This is a genomic window from Actinomadura macra NBRC 14102, assembly GCF_001552215.1.
Lineage (GTDB): Bacteria > Actinomycetota > Actinomycetes > Streptosporangiales > Streptosporangiaceae > Spirillospora > Spirillospora macra.
Genome location: NZ_BCQT01000023.1, coordinates 165,088 through 179,521 on the forward strand (window position 1 = coordinate 165,088; position 14,434 = coordinate 179,521).

Consider the following 14,434-nt stretch of genomic DNA (forward strand, 5'->3'; position numbering starts at 1 on the left):
CGCCATGGGACTATGAGGCGGTGATCGGAGCGGCGGAGGCGCAACCATGACCACCGAACGAATCGTCGGGATCGGTGCGGGCGCCAAGGAGCTCGCCACCGAGGACATGACCCTGAACATCGGGCCCCAGCACCCGTCCACACACGGCGTGCTCCGGCTCCGGCTGACGCTGGACGGCGAACGGATCTCGGCCGCCGAGCCCATCATCGGGTACATGCACCGCGGCGCGGAGAAGCTGTTCGAGGTGCGCGACTTCCGGCAGATCATCGTGCTGGCGAACCGGCACGACTGGTTGTCGGCGTTCTCCAGCGAGCTCGGTGTCGTGCTCGCGGTGGAACGCATGCTGGGCATGGAGGTCCCCCCACGTGCGGTCTGGGCGAGGACGTTGCTCGCCGAGCTGAACCGCGTCCTCAACCATCTGATGTTCCTCGGCTCTTATCCCCTCGAAGTGGGTGCGATCACGCCGATCTTCTACGCGTTCCGCGAGCGTGAGGCACTGCAGCGGGTGATGGAGGAGATCTCCGGCGGGCGGATGCACTACATGTTCAACCGTGTGGGCGGGCTGAAGGACGAGTTGCCCGCAGGTTGGACGGGACGCGCCCGGCAGGCGGTCAGCGAGGTCCGTGCCCGGATGAGCGACATCGCGGATCTCATCATGGGCAATGAGATCTTCCGCGCGCGCACACGCGGAGTGGGAGTGCTCACCCAGGAGCAGATCCTCCAGTACGGGGTGTCCGGCCCGATCGCACGGGCGTCCGGCCTGGACTTCGACCTCCGGCGAGACGAGCCCTACCTGGCCTACGGCGATCTCGACGTGCGTGTCGTCACCCGCGCGGACGGCGACTGCCTCGCCCGGTTCGAATGCCTGCTCGATCAGGTGTACGCGTCACTCGACCTGGCCGACGCGTGCCTGGACCGTCTCGCCGAACTTCCGCCCGGGCCCATCAACCAGCGGCTTCCGAAGGTCTTGAAGGTTCCGGAAGGCCACACTTACGCCTGGACCGAGAATCCGCTGGGCATCAACGGGTACTACCTGGTGTCGCGGGGCGAGAAGACGCCCTGGCGCATGAAGCTCCGCTCGGCCTCGTTCAACAACATCCAGATCCTCGCGGAGCTGCTGCCGGGCAACCTGGTCGCCGACATGATCGCGATCCTGGGCTCGATGTTCTTCGTCGTCGGCGACGTCGACAAGTAGGCGGTCCACGCCGTCCCTTCGGCGCGTCCGGTACCTGCCCCTGCCCGTCCCAGGCACGCTCGGACGTCCATGCTCAGGCGCGGGAGGCGCCCCTGCTGTGCTCCTCCTCATCGGGATCCTTGGGCACACGGCACGCGTACTCCAGGAAAAACGCGGCCCCGACGAGCACGGCGGCGGCCAGGAACGTGCCGCCGCTGACGAAGAAGTCGTGCCGGGGGGTCGGCTTGTCCAGGGAGTCGGCGAGGCTGGCGGCGAACCCCGCGAAGATGCCCGCGAGCACGGCGGCCGCATGCGCGCTCGCCTTGGCCAGTGCGGCCATGCGTGCGACGACGAGAGGTTCCACCGGCTTGGTGTTCGGCTTGCGCCGGATACGCCGCAGCACGTTCACACCGGTGAAGGCTTCGCCGAGCGCCAGCAGCAGCAGCGTCGGCACCGCCGTCCACGGGAGCGGCGGCAAGGAGACGTAGGCCGTTCGCAACACCGCCCAGGCGATCACTCCGAGGACGACCACGAGCGCGACGAGGAACAGCGGACGGGACGGTCTCATGCAGGCTGCTGCAGAGTCAGGTCGGCCCGGCGGCGCACGGCCGAAGGCCCTCCTTCCGCCTGCTTTGCCTCGGCCAGGTCACCGACCCGCCCGTGCCCGACCAGGAGCACGTCCGGTTCGATGTCGGCCCAGGGGACGAGCACGAACGCCCGCTCGTGGGCGCGCGGGTGCGGCAGGGTCAGGTCGGGGTCGTCGGACGAGATGTCACCGAAGACCACGATGTCGATGTCGAGGGTGCGCGGACCCCACCGGACCTCGCGTACGCGGCTCATGGAGTTCTCGATGTTGAGCACGCGTTCGAGCAGGTTCTCCGGTGGCAGGCGGGTATCGGCCACCAGGACGATGTTGAGGTAGTCGCCCTGTTCGGGAAGGGTCTCGCCGGGCGGCGCATAGGGGGCCGTCTCGTAGACCGGGGAGAACGCCACGAACTCGAGCCCGGGCGCGTCGAACAGCGCGTCAACGGCCTCCTGGATGTTGTCCAGGCGGTCGCCGAGGTTGCTGCCCAGTGAGAACACCACACGGTGCTGGACCAGCATGTGGCCGCCGGTCGCGGTGCGGTCGGGCATGCGGTCGGACGCTGTCATGGGCGACTCCTCCTGATCTTCACGGCCACGTCCGTGAAGGGGTGCGGCACCGGGGCGCTCGGCTTGTGGACGGTGACCTCGGCCTCAGCCACCGTCGCATCTTCCAGACATATTGTCGCGAGCCGGTCGGCCAGCGTTTCGATCAAGTTGACGGGTTCGCCCTCGATGACCGCGACCAGGCGGCCGGCGAGCGATCCATAGTCGACGGTACGGGACAGGTCGTCCCCCGCGGCGGCCGGGCGGGTGTCGAGGCCGAGCGAAACATCCACCACGAACTCCTGCCCGAGTTCACGTTCGGCCGGCAGACAACCGTGCCGCCCCCTGGCCCGCAGGCCACGCAGTTCAATGCGGTCGAGACTCATTCTTCCTCTGCATCGACGACGTTGAGCACGGGTGAACCATGGTGGAGCAGGAGGCGCCATTCTCCGTCCGCCCGGACGAACACGTTGGTGGCCACGATGCTGCCCCCGGCGAGAAAGCCCGCCTCGGTGTCCTCATCGGCGGTCAGAACATTCTCCTTGCACGTCACCACCGCGTGATCGCCGTAAACATCGGATTCGACATCGGTCAACACGAACTGGATGTAGGGCGTGTTGGCCATGATCAGGGCCCAGGAGCGCAGAACCTCGTCGCGACCCCTCAGCATCATCCAGCCCGGGTGCACGCAGGAAACGCCCGCCGCGTACTGTCCATCCGCCCACACGGCCGACATGCGATCGAAGTCACCGGCCTCGAAGGCGGCATAGAACTCGGCGTGGACCTCGTCCAGATCGGCACGGTTCACGGCACGGCTCATCGGTCGTCGCTCCCGGAGTCGGCGCGACCGTCCGCCGCGACAGATTCGGCTACATGAGCATCTGGCGGGGACTGCACCGGACGGGCGGCGCGCATGGCCGCGGCTACACGAACGGCGTCGACGTTGGGGCGGACGCGGTGCACGCGTACGCACCACGCCCCGCCATATGCGGCGAGGGCCGAGGTCGCCACAGTGGCGTCATCGCATTCCGCGAAGGGACGACGGGTCCCGTCGGGTTCCGCCAGGAGAGTCGTCAGGAAGCTCTTGCGGGATGCCCCCACAAGGACGGGATAGCCGGTGGCCGTGAGCGCATCCAGGTGCGCCAGCAGCGCCCAGTTGTGACCCGCCTTGGGGCTCTTCGCGAAACCCAGCCCCGGGTCGAGCACGATCAGGGACGGATCGACTCCCTCTTCCAGCACGGCGTCCACCCGGTGCAGCAGTTCGTCACGCACCTCGTGAACAACGTCGGCGTAGACGGCGCGGGTCTGCATGTCGTGGCTGTGACCCCGCCAGTGCATCACGACGTAAGGGACGCCCGCGGCCGCGACGACCCTCGGCATCTCCGGGTCGGCCAGGCCGCCGCTCACGTCGTTCACCAGCCGGGCACCGGCCGCCACCGCCGCCTCGGCCGCCTCTGCGCGCATGGTGTCGACGCTGACGGGAACGTTCTCATCGGTAAGCGCCTCGATGACCGGCACGACGCGGCGCAGTTCCTCCTCCAGCGACACGCGCTGGGCACCGGGCCGGGTGGATTCTCCGCCCACGTCCACGATGTCGGCGCCCTCGGCGACGAGGTCCAGCCCATGCCGGATGGCCTTTTCCGGGTCGAACCAGGCGCCGCCGTCGGAGAACGAATCGGGGGTGACGTTGACCACGCCCATGACAAGGCAGCGCCCTGGCGCGGGCAACCCCCGAACAACGGGACTGGTCATATGACCAAGCCTATGCCTTGATCTCACCGCTCCGGGGCGGCCCCCGAGCCGCCGAACGTCGGTGGGGCAAAGCCCGAGAAAGCCCGGCGGCCGGAACCCGGCGCCTGGGCCTACGCAGACAGAGAACGTCTGAACGGGCCTCAGTTTGACGCTGAGGCCCGTTCAGGCGTTCCGAGGACTCGGGATAGGTTCGGCGATCAGGAGCGGCCGAGGATCAAGCTCATCGCCTCGGCGCGGGTCTCTGCATGATCGCGGAAGTCGCCGCGCACGGCCGAGGTCACCGTCTTCGCGCCCGGCTTGCGCACCCCGCGCATCGTCATGCACAGATGCTCGGCCTCGATCACGACGATCGCACCGCGCGGCTCCAGCACGCTCATCATCGCGTCCGCCACCTGGCTGGTCAGCCGCTCCTGCACCTGCGGACGGCGGGCGAAGACGTCCACCAGCCTGGCCAGCTTCGACAGGCCCGTGATCTGGCCCTTCTTGTTCGGTGTGTAACCCACGTGGGCGACACCGTGGAACGGCACCAGATGGTGCTCGCACACGCTGTACACCTCGATGTCCTTCACCAGGACCATTTCTTCATGGTCGGCGTCGAAGACCGTGGTCAGCGCGTCCTCCGGACGCTGGCGCAGGCCGGCGAACTGCTCGGCGTACGCCCGTGCCACCCTCGCCGGGGTGTCGCGGAGCCCGTCGCGATCGGGGTCCTCCCCGATCGCGAACAGGATCTCGCGCACCGCCTTCTCGATCCGCGCATGGTCGAACCCAGGCGGATCGTCCTGCATCGGCGCATCGTCGTACGGGATGGCCAAGACGATCAGCTCTCGCCCGGGGCCGGGTCGGCGGCCTCAGAGGGGACTCCGCCGGTCACGCCGCTCTGGCCGTTGCCCTTGGTCAGGTCGGTCACGTCCTGCGGGCCGAGCAGGGCCAGTTCCTTGGGCGTGAGCACCGGCGGACGGTCGGACGGGAGGCGCTTTCCGTACCCGGTGTAGGAGTTCTGGTGCGGCCGCTTCGTGATCGGCGCGAAGATCCGCAGCACCTGGTCCTTGGACAGGGTCTCCTTGTCCATCAGGTTGACCACCAGGTCGTCCAGGACGTCCCTGTACTCGACGAGGATCTCCCACGCGGTGTCGTGCGCACCCTCGATGTAGCGGCGGACCTCGTCGTCGATCGCCGAGGCGATGTCCTCGGAGTAGTCGCGCTCGTGACCCATGTCGCGGCCGAGGAACACCTCGCCGGCACCAGTGCCGAACTTGCGGGCGCCAAGGCGCTCGCTCATGCCGTACTCGGTCACCATGTTGCGCGCGATGGAGGTGGCCTTCTCGATGTCGTTGGCGGCACCGGTGGTCGGCTCGTGGAACACCAGTTCTTCGGCGGTACGGCCGCCCAGCAGCATCGCGAGCTGGTCGTTCATCTCCGAGCGCGTGGTGAGGAACTTGTCCTCCATCGGCAGCGTCATGGTGTAGCCCAGCGCCCGTCCGCGCGGAAGGATCGTCACCTTGTGCACGGGGTCGGCGTTGGGCAGCGCGTGCGCCACCAGGGCGTGCCCGCCCTCGTGGTAGGCGATGATCTTCTTTTCCTTCTCCGACATCACCCGGGTCTTGCGCTCGGGCCCGGCCATGACGCGGTCGATGGACTCCTCAAGGGTGTCCATGTCGATCAGCTTGCGGTCGAAGCGCGCCGTGAGCAGGGCCGCCTCGTTGATGACGTTCGCCAGGTCGGCGCCCGTGAAGCCCGGGGTACGGCGAGCGATCACGTCCAGGTCGACGTCGGGCGCGAACGGCTTGCCTCGGCCGTGCACGCGCAGGATGCCCTTGCGGCCCTCCAGGTCAGGACGGTCCACGGTGACCTGGCGGTCGAACCGGCCCGGGCGCAGCAGCGCCGGGTCGAGGATGTCGGGACGGTTGGTCGCCGCGATCAGGATCACGCCGCCCTTGACGTCGAAGCCGTCCATCTCCACCAGCAGCTGGTTGAGGGTCTGCTCGCGCTCGTCGTGACCACCGCCGAGACCGGCTCCGCGGTGCCGCCCGACGGCGTCGATCTCGTCGATGAAGATGATCGAGGGGGCGTTGGCCTTGGCCTGTTCGAAAAGGTCGCGGACGCGGGAGGCGCCGACACCCACGAACATCTCGACGAAGTCCGAACCGGAGATCGAGTAGAACGGCACCCCTGCCTCGCCGGCGACCGCGCGCGCGAGCAGCGTCTTACCGGTTCCGGGCGGGCCGTACAGGAGCACGCCCTTGGGGATCTTCGCGCCGATCGACTGGAACTTCGCCGGGTTCTGCAGGAAGTCCTTGATCTCTTCCAGCTCTTCCAGGGCCTCGTCGGCCCCGGCCACGTCGGCGAAGGTGGTCTTCGGGGTGTCCTTGGTGATGAGCTTGGCCTTGGACTTGCCGAAGTTCATCACGCGCGAGCCGCCGCCCTGCATCTGGTTCATGATGAACAGGAAGATCAGCACGATGACCACGATGGGGAGCAGGCTGAACAGCAGGTTCAGGAAGAAGCTCTGCTTGGGCACCTCGACGTTGTAGCCGCCGGGCAGCTTCCCGGCGTCCGCCTGCTTCTGCAACTGCTGCTGCAGTTGCACGCCCTGGCCGTCGACCCAGGAGGCCTGCTGGTGCGTCTTGTCGTTGAGCGTAACCTCGATCCGCTGATCCTTGTCAATGATCTTGGCGGACTTCACCTTGCCCTCGGCGATCTCCTGGACCACCTTGGAAGTGTCGGTCTTCTCGTACGAATGACCGGGGTTGACGCCCCACATGATGAGAGCGACCAAGAGGCCGGCTAGCAGGATCCACAGCAGCGGCCCGCGAAAATAGCGCTTCACGTCCATTTATCCGGTTACCCCTTCGGGGCCCGTCCCTCCTGACCAACGTCTGTGTGCGATCCTCGCCCGTCCCGGGGGGCGGACGCCACTGCGACCAACAAAGGCCCGTCGCCCGGGTTCCGGACCCACCGAGGCGATCTCCCTCAGATGGATCCCTGACCCGATGGCCCGGAACACCGACGGTACACCGCAGTGCGCAGGAGACGCAGCCAGCGCCGATCTCCTGATCCTGTCCATATACCCGTCAACGACCTTTGCAACGATCCGTCACGGTCCCTTGTTCCCCGCCACCCTCGTCAAGCCCGTCACCAACCTGCGGACAACCCGAATCCGCGGGTCCGTCCGGCGCACGTCCGAGAAGGCGTTGCCGCACGTCCGTCCGATGGGTTCCACCGACCTTGGTGCCGGGTCCGAGTTGGCCTGGATGCGGCCTCGCACCTCACCTGGTCAGGTGCCGGCCCCCCCGTACACGTGCGGTGCCAGGGTGCCGACGAACGGCAGGTTCCTGTACTTCTCCGCATAGTCGAGCCCGTACCCGATGACAAACTCGTTCGGGATGTCGAACCCGATGTACTTCACATCGATCTCAGTCTTGACCGCCTCGGGCTTGCGCAGCAGGGCACAGATCTCCAGCGAAGCGGGGCCACGCGAAAGCAGGTTGCTGACCAGCCACGACAGAGTGAGACCCGAATCGACGATGTCCTCCACGATGAGCACGTGGCGGTCGAGGATGTCGGTGTCCAGATCCTTGAGGATACGCACGACACCGGACGACTTGGTCCCTGAGCCGTACGACGACACCGCCATCCAGTCCATCGACGCGGGCGTATGAAGCGCGCGCGCAAGATCCGCCATGATCATGACGGCCCCCTTGAGGACCCCGACGAGCAGTAGATCCTTACCCGCGTAGTCGGCGTCGATCTGCCCGGCGAGCTCCCTGACCTTGTCCTGCAACTGGTTCTCGGGGATCAGTACTTTCGCAAGGTCCGTGCCCAGGTCCTTCTCGTCCACAACCCCACCTTCATCGCTGTGACACTCCCCCGCCCGGCGGGACGGGCGCCGCCGTGGCGCGGCGGACGCACCGTGTGACGCTTCGCACACCGCGCGACATCAAGCCGGGCCGAACAGCAGCCTCCCATACCTCCGGAACGCTCGAAGGCCCCCCGGGAGATCGACGTGCCGCTGGCCATGCCAGGCCGTGACCAGCCGATCCACTGCATCGACATGGACGGCCGCGAGCGTACCCGGTGGGCTGCCGGCTTTGACGGCCGCCTTCCGCAACACCCGGGTACGAACGGCTCTGGGCAGGTCACCGAGCCCTTCCAGCCGGATCCCCACAAGAACGACTGTCTCCCCGGTGCTGGCCTCCCCGGTGCTGGCCTCCTCGGGGTCTGTGAGCTCTGCGAAGGTCCGTTCGGCGAGGTCATCGAGAGCATCCGCGTCGTCCCGCAACATCCGGGCCGTCCTAGCGAGCGCCTCGGCGACTCCTGGTCCAAGAGCCTTTTCCAAAGCGGGCAAGGCTTCGTGCCGGACGCGCACGCGTGCGTAGGACGGATCGTCATTGTGCGGGTCGTCCCACGGTTCCAACCCCATGGCCAGGCAGGCCCTGCGGATGGTCGCCCGATCGAGTTCCAAGAAGGGGCGCAGATAGTTCACGCTCGTCCCCCTGTCTGCGACCGACCGCGTGAAGGACGAGGGCATGCCGGACAGAGACCGAGCACCGGAACCGCGAGCCAACCCCAGGAGAACGGTCTCCGCTTGGTCGTCCCTGGTGTGGCCCAGAAGCACGGCCGCAGCTCTCAAGCGGCCCGCCGCATCGTCCAAGGCGCCGTAGCGGGCATTGCGAGCCGCGTTCTCCACTCCGCCCTGCGCACCGACTGAGACGGCGATCGAACCGACCGGATCCAGGCCGAGGCCGACAAGAGTGCGGACGACAGTGTCGGCACGCGTGTCGGAGCCGTCCTGGAGGCCATGGTCGATCGTGACCGCACCCGCCGAGCGCCCGGATCGGGGAGCCTCGAACGCCAGCGCCCCTGCCAGCGCCAGAGAGTCGGCGCCACCGCTGCAGGCCGCGAGCACCAGCGCACCGGGCGGCAGAGCGCCGATCGTCCCGCGCACGGCGAGACGTACCGCCGCCACCGCCGGATCAGGCCCCATGGAAAACCTCTACCACCACGCAGTGGTGGGCGTGAAACGGTCGATCAGGCTTCACTGGCCTCCGGCGGTGCCGCATCGATGGCCTGAGGACCGACCACACGGCCTATCCACAGAGCCGGCTCCTTGATCTCGTCGTGGGTCGGCAAGCTCTCGGGGGAGTCCCAGACCTGGTTGAACCCGCTCATACCGACTTCGGCGACGACCCGGCGCACGAACCGCGACCCCTCCGCGTACTGCTTCATCTTGAGGTCGATACCGAGCAGCCGCCGGATGGTCTTGTCCAGCTTGGAGCCGCCGTCGCGCCGCCCCTGGAACCGCGACCGGATCTGCTGCACCGAGGGCACGACCTCGGGCCCGACCGCGTCCATGACGTAGTCGCCATGCCCCTCGACCAGGGTCATCACCGCGGTGAGCCGGTCGAGGATCTTGCGCTGCTCGGGGCTCTGGATCGCGTCGATGAGGTTGGCGTCGCCACCGCGGACGGCATCGGCGACCGCCTCGGCCGCGTCCCGGATGCGGTCCAGCATGACACCGGGATCGAGGTCGGACGCGAGCAGGAACTGGGTCATCTGGTCCTGCACGTATTCGCGCAGCCAGGGGACTCCCGTGAACTGGGCTCGGTGCGTCTCTTCGTGCAGGCAGACCCACAAGCGGAAGTCACGCGCATCCACACCGAGTTCCTGCTCCACGTGCACGATGTTGGGCGCTACGAGGGTGAGCCTCCCCGTAGGAGCACGCCCTGACGGGTCCGGGGGCAGGAACAGTTCGTACTGGCCGAGGACTCTGCTGGCCATGTACGCGAGAATCGCACCCACCTGCATGCCCGTGACACGTGAACCGACGGCCTGGACGACCACGTTCCCGGCGCCGCCGAGTGGCCCGGCGCCGCGGCGCTCGGACATCTGCTCCATGAGCGGTTCGAGGACCACCCGGAAGCCGTCCACGTTCGCCCGGATCCACCCGGGCCTGTCCACGATCGTCGCCGGGGCCGGATCGACCTCGGAGGCCATGCCGGTGAAGTCTCGGACGTGCCCATGGGCGAGCTTCGACAGCTCGCGCAGCTCCGCCACCACCTCACGGGCCTCGGCATGGCTGACCTGGGGGCCCGGCCTGACGAGCCGGGTACCGGCCTGGACCGCCACGTTCCAGTCGATCATTGAGGCGCTCATGTACTCCACCGTACGTTTCGGAGACGGCGCCGGAGCGCCCCTGCACAATCGTTCAACGAACAACTGTTCTGGTTATCTCCCGTACGGCTCCGCCCACACACTGACCGCCACACACTGACCGCCGCACGCCACCCGCCACCCGCCGCTCCTCGCCCGTCCCATGTGGGGCGTCAGCCACAACCGCATGTCGCCACGGCAGCGGCCAACTGGTCGAGCTTCCCCGGATCCACCGGCCCCTTGCCGTCCCCTGCCATGAACGCGAACGCCAGCAGCCGCCCATCGGCGTCATGAGCGACGCCCGCGAGCGTGCTGACACCCGACAGCGTCCCGGTCTTCGCACGCACGACCCCAGCGCCCGCTTGGCTCACCGGGACCGTGTAACGGGGCGGACGCAGTGTCCCGGAGAAGCCAGCGACCGGCAGTCCCGTGATCACCGCGCGCAGTTCGGGACGCTCCGGTGCGGCGGCGAGCGAGACGATACGGGCGAGCGCGATAGGCGAGATCCGGTTGCGTGGCGAGAGTCCGCTTCCGTCGTTGACCAGGACCCCGTCCGCGACTCCGAGCCTGGCGAGTACCTGGCGCACCGCCTGCGCCGCCCCCGCGAACGATGCCTGACGGCCCATCTTGATGGCGACCTGCCTTGCCATGGCCTCCGCGACATCGTTGTCGCTATCGGTCAGCAAGTGCTCGACCAGGGCCGACACCGGCGGCGACTGCACCGCGCCCAGCTGCGCCGCACCCTTCTGCGCCACGGCCTGACGCCCGGCCTTGGCGGAGACCCCGTTCCTGGAGAGAAGACGCGCGAACGCGGTAGCTGCCGCCGCGGGCGGGTCGTTGACCCGGGCGTTTCGTGTCGGGTCTGCTGGGGAGACTCGCCCCTCGTCCACGGTCAGCGCACTCACGGGAGCGAGTTCACCATCAGGCAGGTAGTTGGGCTTCCAACTGGGAGCCGTAGAAGGCCCCTGATACGCCGATGCGTCGTAGTTCACGCGCACACGCATCACTCCGGACGACTTGAGCGCCGAAGCGGTCTGCTTCGCCAGCTCCGCAAGCGAGGCATACGGCGGATGACCCGCGCCCGGGCGCGCTGGTAGAGCCGTCAGTGTGGGATCCCCACCGCCGACCAGGACCACACCACCGCCGGGATTGCGCACCGCACGGGTGATGATCCGATGCTGGGGACCGACCGAGGCCAGCACGGCCACCGATGTCGCCAGCTTGGTCGTCGACGCCGGGGTCGCCGGCTGGCCGGCGCGCTGCTCGAAGAGCGGGCGGCGGGTCACGGCGTCGATGACGACCGCGTTTATCTTCGCCCCCGGACCACCGATCAGAGGCGACAACCGTCCCGCGAGAGCGGAGGCGTTCGGAGCGCGGGCCGCCGCCGGATCGGCCGCGGGGATCCCGCCCGGCGCCTGCACAAGGTCACGCGCGGCCACGGAAGGCGGTTGTGGCGACAGATGCCGCTCCGGTGTGAGTTTTACCACTGCAAGCCCAGCTGCGACGATGAAAACATTAAGGAGGGACAGTGACAGCACCGCCAGGGCCCCGACCCGTCCTGGCACGTGACCGCCCCTCTCCCACTCAGCACTCACCAACGTGCGACATCCTTATACAAGGGAACACACCCTGTGGGGCCGGCCTCGCCCCGCACAGTGTCCCGAAAGACTATTCACTGCGACCGCGCAGGGAGCGGAGGACATCTTGGATTTCGACGTCACCATTGAGATCCCGAAGGGTCAGCGGAACAAGTACGAGGTGGATCACGAGTCCGGCCGCATCCGACTCGATCGCATGCTGTTCACCTCGACGCAGTACCCCGCCGACTACGGGTTCATCGAACACACCCTGGGCGAGGATGGGGACCCGCTGGACGCGTTGGTCCTGCTCCAGGAGCCGACCTTCCCCGGTTGCCTGATCCGCTGCCGCGCGGTGGGCATGTTCCGGATGACGGACGAGGCCGGTGGTGACGACAAGGTCCTCTGCGTCCCCGCGACAGACCCGCGCATGGAGCACCTGCGCGACATCCACCACGTCGCGGAGTTCGACCGGCTGGAGATCCAGCACTTCTTCGAGGTCTACAAGGACCTGGAGCCTGGGAAGTCTGTGGAGGGCGCCAGCTGGGTGGGCCGTGTCGAGGCTGAGGCCGAGATCGAGCGCTCGCGCAAGCGCGCGGTCGACCAAGGCGGCCACTGAGCGGTGCCCGGTCCTGGTGACCGGCTGGGTCGCGCTCAGGTAGTGAGTCGCGGACGGCGCTGATCCGCTCCCGCCGCCCACGCGACAGAGATCTGGGAACCCTTCCGTACGGAATGCCGTACGGAAGGGTTCTTGTCTTGGTGCTGCCTACGATGCCCTTGGGCGCCCGGAAGGGACGCTGGTCCGACTTGATGCCGGAGGTCAACCGGACGGGCGGGTGGCGCCTATCAGGCCGTTCCGCTCGATGCTGGAGATGCGCACACGTGCGCCGGTGTAGGGGGCTTCCACCATGCGCCTCGCGCCGATGTAGATGCCCACGTGGTGGATCGTGTCCGGGTTGGACGTGTCTCTCGCGAAGAAGACCAGATCTCCCGGACGGAGCGCCTCCAGCGGAACGTGAGGCCCGGAGGTCCACTGCGTGCCGGTCCAATGGTCGAGTCGCACGCCGACCTGGTTCCACGCGTACATGGCAAGGCCGGAGCAGTCGAAGCCGAGGGTTCCCGTGCCCTGCCCCGATCCGTAACTAGGCCCGTTGGCCGTACCCCCACCCCAGGAGTACGGGGTGCCAAGCCACCGCAATGCCGCACGCGCGACGAGCGCGCCACGGGCCGCAGAGCTGGCCAGCGCGGCGGCCGGTCGTCCTGACCCCATCGAGTCGGAACGGGCCTTGGCCTCTTCCAATGCCCTTTTTCGCGAGCGCTTCAGCTCGGTGACATGCGCCTCGGCCTTGCCGAGACGTCGTTCAAGCGTTCGCTTATCCGCTTCGATGCGCTGGACCGACGTCTGCTGCTGGTCCACCGCGTCCTGCGCAAGGCGTTTGGTGTCCTCGGCACGCCTTGTCGCGGCACCTTGTTCGTCGAACGCGACCTTCGCTTGTCTTCGGAAGACTTCCGCGACGTTCTGGGAAGCCTCCAACCGGTGGACGAACCCGGCGCGTTGCTTGGCGAGCACCTCGACGATCCCGGCCCTGTCCATGAAGCCTTGGGGGCCACCATTCCCGACGAGGGCGGACGACATCTGGTCATAGCCGGTGTTGTGCTGATAAGCCTGCGCGGCGAACGTCGCTAGTTCCGCCTGGCTCTGCGCCACCCGCCGACTTGCCTGGACGAGTCGCACCTGGCTGTCCCGGTATGCCTGTTGGGCACGTTCCAACTTGACCCGTTCACCGTTGAAACGCTCGACAGCACCCTCAGCGGTGACCGCGAGCCTGTCGAGCTCACCGTCCGCCTGCACGAGCATGGCCGTTGTCCGGCCCACCTCGGCGGCACGCGCCTCGGCCTGATGCTCGCCCTGCTCCACATCCTCGGCGGTGGGTGCGGGCTTGGCCGCGGCATGCACAGGTGTGGTCGGCAGCACCATGCTCATCCCGAGCACCATGCTGACCGAAAACGCGATGCTGGTCGAAAAGGCGATGCTGGTCGAAAACGCGATGAAGCGCAGCGTCACGCCGCAGATGGAGGAAGAGATCCGCTGATGGCGAAGACCCGCTGTGCTCGATGCCATGCACACGTCCTCCCCGCAGCCTGTTTTACTTAGCGCAAACGATCACCTACGAAGAGTAGTTCACTTGGGCAACGATCGGAACTTTCCCAGCCCAGCCCCGGAGGATGGTCATCAGCCGCCAGACCTCACTGGCGCAGGGCTCGGGCCAGAAGAAATGGGGGAAGCCGGTGTGTCCGAAGTCGGAGTGGCGCCCGAGGAGGGCAGCGGATCCGGCCCGGCTCCAGATGGTGGCGGCCCCGAGGAGGCAGTGGGCTCAGACCGTGGAGGTCCCTGCGAGACCGGCGGTTTCGGCTCGGAGGAAGAAGACGGGCCGCCTGGCCTTTCAGAGTCCGGCGGAGGCGAAGGCACTCCGGGCTCCGAACCTGTGGGGGTCGGTGTCGGAGAAGGTTCGGGTCCTGGGCCCGGAACAGCTGGACGCCAGGTGATGTGCACTTGGATCCCGCCGGGCTGGAATGTAATGCCGCCCTCCCCACGCGACCTTGCGTCTCGCACGGCGTGCACAGTGACGGTTGTCACCCGCCCTGGCTGAAG

14 protein-coding genes are annotated in these 14,434 nt (G+C 67.6%); 2 read left to right on the top strand and 12 right to left on the bottom strand.

Going from position 1 to position 14,434, the window contains the following annotated elements; translation table 11 throughout:
- Positions 1-46 precede the first annotated feature (46 nt).
- Positions 47-1,195: an NADH-quinone oxidoreductase subunit D gene (locus AMA02S_RS34020; RefSeq protein WP_067467018.1), complete on the top strand. Its 1,149-nt coding sequence runs from the start codon at positions 47-49 to the stop codon at positions 1,193-1,195.
- Between the two features lie 73 nt (positions 1,196-1,268).
- Here the strand turns inward: AMA02S_RS34020 and AMA02S_RS34025 are convergent, their stop codons facing one another.
- The 11 genes from AMA02S_RS34025 to dacB form a co-directional block, all read right to left on the bottom strand.
- Entirely contained in the window at positions 1,269-1,742 is a 474-nt protein-coding gene (locus AMA02S_RS34025) for a DUF3180 domain-containing protein (protein WP_067467021.1), read from the bottom strand.
- Positions 1,739-2,326 (bottom strand): 2-amino-4-hydroxy-6-hydroxymethyldihydropteridine diphosphokinase, encoded by a 588-nt coding sequence (gene folK / locus AMA02S_RS34030; protein WP_067467024.1) that lies wholly within the window; start codon positions 2,324-2,326, stop codon positions 1,739-1,741. The genes AMA02S_RS34025 and folK overlap by 4 nt, the downstream gene beginning before the upstream one ends.
- A complete protein-coding gene (gene folB / locus AMA02S_RS34035; protein ID WP_067467027.1) occupies positions 2,323-2,688 on the bottom strand; it encodes a dihydroneopterin aldolase in 366 nt (121 codons plus the stop codon). The genes folK and folB overlap by 4 nt, the downstream gene beginning before the upstream one ends.
- Positions 2,685-3,122, bottom strand: coding sequence for a nuclear transport factor 2 family protein (locus AMA02S_RS34040; protein ID WP_067467030.1), 438 nt, complete (start codon positions 3,120-3,122; stop codon positions 2,685-2,687). Before AMA02S_RS34040 ends, folB begins: the two co-directional genes overlap by 4 nt.
- On the bottom strand, positions 3,119-4,054 hold the full coding sequence (gene folP / locus AMA02S_RS34045) for a dihydropteroate synthase (RefSeq protein ID WP_169806947.1): 936 nt from the start codon (positions 4,052-4,054) through the stop codon (positions 3,119-3,121). Before folP ends, AMA02S_RS34040 begins: the two co-directional genes overlap by 4 nt.
- 197 nt (positions 4,055-4,251) lie before the next feature.
- Complete coding sequence (gene folE, locus AMA02S_RS34050; protein WP_084265909.1) at positions 4,252-4,839, bottom strand: GTP cyclohydrolase I FolE; 588 nt, start codon at positions 4,837-4,839, stop codon at positions 4,252-4,254.
- A 32-nt stretch (positions 4,840-4,871) separates the two neighbouring features.
- Complete coding sequence (ftsH, locus tag AMA02S_RS34055) at positions 4,872-6,887, bottom strand: ATP-dependent zinc metalloprotease FtsH (RefSeq protein WP_067467037.1); 2,016 nt, start codon at positions 6,885-6,887, stop codon at positions 4,872-4,874.
- Positions 6,888-7,328: 441 nt separating this feature from the next.
- Positions 7,329-7,892 (bottom strand): hypoxanthine phosphoribosyltransferase, encoded by a 564-nt coding sequence (gene hpt / locus AMA02S_RS34060; RefSeq protein WP_067467040.1) that lies wholly within the window; start codon positions 7,890-7,892, stop codon positions 7,329-7,331.
- 99 nt (positions 7,893-7,991) lie between these two features.
- Positions 7,992-9,038 (bottom strand): tRNA lysidine(34) synthetase TilS, encoded by a 1,047-nt coding sequence (gene tilS / locus AMA02S_RS34065; RefSeq protein ID WP_067467043.1) that lies wholly within the window; start codon positions 9,036-9,038, stop codon positions 7,992-7,994.
- Between the two features lie 44 nt (positions 9,039-9,082).
- Positions 9,083-10,195 carry a zinc-dependent metalloprotease gene (locus AMA02S_RS34070; protein WP_067467046.1) on the bottom strand — a complete coding sequence of 371 codons (1,113 nt, stop codon included), beginning with the start codon at positions 10,193-10,195 and terminating at the stop codon, positions 9,083-9,085.
- A gap of 182 nt (positions 10,196-10,377) precedes the next feature.
- Positions 10,378-11,643 (bottom strand): D-alanyl-D-alanine carboxypeptidase/D-alanyl-D-alanine endopeptidase, encoded by a 1,266-nt coding sequence (dacB, locus tag AMA02S_RS34075; RefSeq protein WP_245667947.1) that lies wholly within the window; start codon positions 11,641-11,643, stop codon positions 10,378-10,380.
- A 265-nt stretch (positions 11,644-11,908) separates the two neighbouring features.
- On the opposite strand from dacB, the gene AMA02S_RS34080 reads away from it, so the two are divergent.
- Entirely contained in the window at positions 11,909-12,400 is a 492-nt protein-coding gene (locus AMA02S_RS34080; RefSeq protein WP_067467049.1) for an inorganic diphosphatase, read from the top strand.
- Between the two features lie 201 nt (positions 12,401-12,601).
- Here the strand turns inward: AMA02S_RS34080 and AMA02S_RS34085 are convergent, their stop codons facing one another.
- The gene (locus AMA02S_RS34085) at positions 12,602-13,903 is read right to left on the bottom strand and encodes a C40 family peptidase (RefSeq protein ID WP_084265895.1); all 1,302 of its coding nucleotides are present in this window, start codon (positions 13,901-13,903) and stop codon (positions 12,602-12,604) included.
- Between the last annotated feature and the right edge of the window lie 531 nt (positions 13,904-14,434).

Coding starts and splice junctions, on each gene's coding strand:
- AMA02S_RS34085 (WP_084265895.1), bottom strand. CDS start 13,903: ATGGCATCGAGCACAGCGGGTCTTCGCCATCAGCGGATCTCTTCCTCC.
- AMA02S_RS34025 (WP_067467021.1), bottom strand. CDS start 1,742: ATGAGACCGTCCCGTCCGCTGTTCCTCGTCGCGCTCGTGGTCGTCCTC.
- AMA02S_RS34040 (WP_067467030.1), bottom strand. CDS start 3,122: ATGAGCCGTGCCGTGAACCGTGCCGATCTGGACGAGGTCCACGCCGAG.
- ftsH (WP_067467037.1), bottom strand. CDS start 6,887: ATGGACGTGAAGCGCTATTTTCGCGGGCCGCTGCTGTGGATCCTGCTA.
- AMA02S_RS34070 (WP_067467046.1), bottom strand. CDS start 10,195: ATGATCGACTGGAACGTGGCGGTCCAGGCCGGTACCCGGCTCGTCAGG.
- folK (WP_067467024.1), bottom strand. CDS start 2,326: ATGACAGCGTCCGACCGCATGCCCGACCGCACCGCGACCGGCGGCCAC.
- folE (WP_084265909.1), bottom strand. CDS start 4,839: ATGCAGGACGATCCGCCTGGGTTCGACCATGCGCGGATCGAGAAGGCG.
- folB (WP_067467027.1), bottom strand. CDS start 2,688: ATGAGTCTCGACCGCATTGAACTGCGTGGCCTGCGGGCCAGGGGGCGG.
- tilS (WP_067467043.1), bottom strand. CDS start 9,038: ATGGGGCCTGATCCGGCGGTGGCGGCGGTACGTCTCGCCGTGCGCGGG.
- folP (WP_169806947.1), bottom strand. CDS start 4,054: ATGACCAGTCCCGTTGTTCGGGGGTTGCCCGCGCCAGGGCGCTGCCTT.
- AMA02S_RS34020 (WP_067467018.1), top strand. CDS start 47: ATGACCACCGAACGAATCGTCGGGATCGGTGCGGGCGCCAAGGAGCTC.